Source organism: Chitinolyticbacter albus, from assembly GCF_024437655.1.
Lineage (GTDB): Bacteria > Pseudomonadota > Gammaproteobacteria > Burkholderiales > Chitinibacteraceae > Chitinolyticbacter > Chitinolyticbacter albus.
Map to the genome: position 1 here is coordinate 1 of NZ_JANBVF010000064.1, position 1,580 is coordinate 1,580.

Consider the following 1,580-nt stretch of genomic DNA (forward strand, 5'->3'; position numbering starts at 1 on the left):
CGGTAGTGGTGCGGTGGCGCTGGCGTCGTTCGACTACAAGCCGGTACTGACCCAGCAGGTGGGCGAAACCTCGGCCATCGACCAGGGGGCCGGCGGTGAACAGGCCCAGTCCTCGTTGGAGGATTACGATCCGCAGTCGCTGTACTACGCCGGTGATGCCGAGCAACTGTCGCGTTATGCCCAGTTGCGCCAGCAGGCACATGACCTGCAGAAGAAGCGCTTCCAGGGTGCCGGTACCGTGCGCAACCTGCAGGTCGGTGAGTGGTTCGCGCTGACCGATCACCCGCTGCACGATGCCGATGCACCCGAGCAGCGTGAGTTCGTCGCCAGCCAGTTGTCCTTTACCGCCTATAACAACCTGCCTGGGGATCTGACCCGGTTCCTGAGCCAGGGCCAGGAAGCACCACAACCGTTTGCGGTGCAGTTTGAAGCGCAACGCCGTGGCATTCCGCTCACTCCGGATTACAGCCATGGCGAACACGCCAAGCCGTCCGCGCGTGGGGTGCAGACCGCCACCGTGGTGGGCCCAAGCGGGGAAGAGATCCATACCGACGAGCATGGCCGGATCAAGGTGCAGTTCCACTGGCAACGCCAGAGTGAACACAGCGCGTTCGGTGCCAATCTCGACGAGCGCTCGTCGTGCTGGATCCGGGTGGCCTATCCCAGTGCGGGGGCGAACTGGGGTCACCAGTTCATTCCGCGCATCGGTCAGGAAGTACTGGTCGACTTCGTCGAAGGCGATATCGATCGGCCCATCGTCACCGGCGTGGTCTACAACGGCAGCCACCCGCCCCCCAGCTTCTCGGGCGCCGGCAGCCTGCCGGCGAACAAGACGCTCTCCGGCATCAAGTCCAAGGAATATCAGGGCAGCCAGTATGGCGAGCTGCTGTTCGACGACAGCCAAGGTGAAGTCAGAACCAAACTCTCATCCGAACACGGCAAGACCCAGCTGAACCAGGGTTACCTGGCGCACCCCAGAACCGACGGCAAGGCTGAACCGCGCGGTGACGGCTTCGAGCTCAGAACCGACCGCTCAGGCGCCATTCGCGCCGCGCAAGGCCTGCTGCTCTCCACCGAAGCCAAATCCGGCGCCGGTGGCAAACAGCTTGATCGCGAACAGGCGCAAGCCCAACTGGAGTCGGCGCAGCAACTGGCGCAAACGCTCAGTGACACCGCGCAGCATCAACTGGCCGACCCTACCGAGATCGGTCCGGAGACGCTGGACCTCGAAGGCGCCAAGCAGGCCAAGTCACCGCAAGGCCACCTCGATCACCTGAATGAAGCACTCAAGGCCTGGGAAGCGGGCTCCAACACCGACGAGCAAGGCAAGAGCGCGAAAGAACAACCCGGTCAGCAACCCATCCTGATCGCCACCGCCCCGGCCGGCATCGCCCTGACCACGCCGAACGAACTCATCCTCAACGCCGGTCATAACCTGGATCTGGTCAGCCAGCGTGATACGCAGCAGACCACCGCCAGAAGGTGGGTGCACAACGTCGGCAGCAAGATCAGCCTGTTTGTGCAGGGGGTGGCCGACAAGGTGAACCTCAAACTCATCGCCGCCAAGGGGCATGTGAATG

1 protein-coding gene is annotated in these 1,580 nt (G+C 63.4%); it reads left to right on the plus strand.

What is annotated here, in order from left to right:
- Positions 1-1,580, plus strand: a 1,580-nt coding sequence (locus NLI84_RS18705; protein ID WP_255992348.1) for a type VI secretion system Vgr family protein, incomplete at both ends; no start/stop codon positions are given.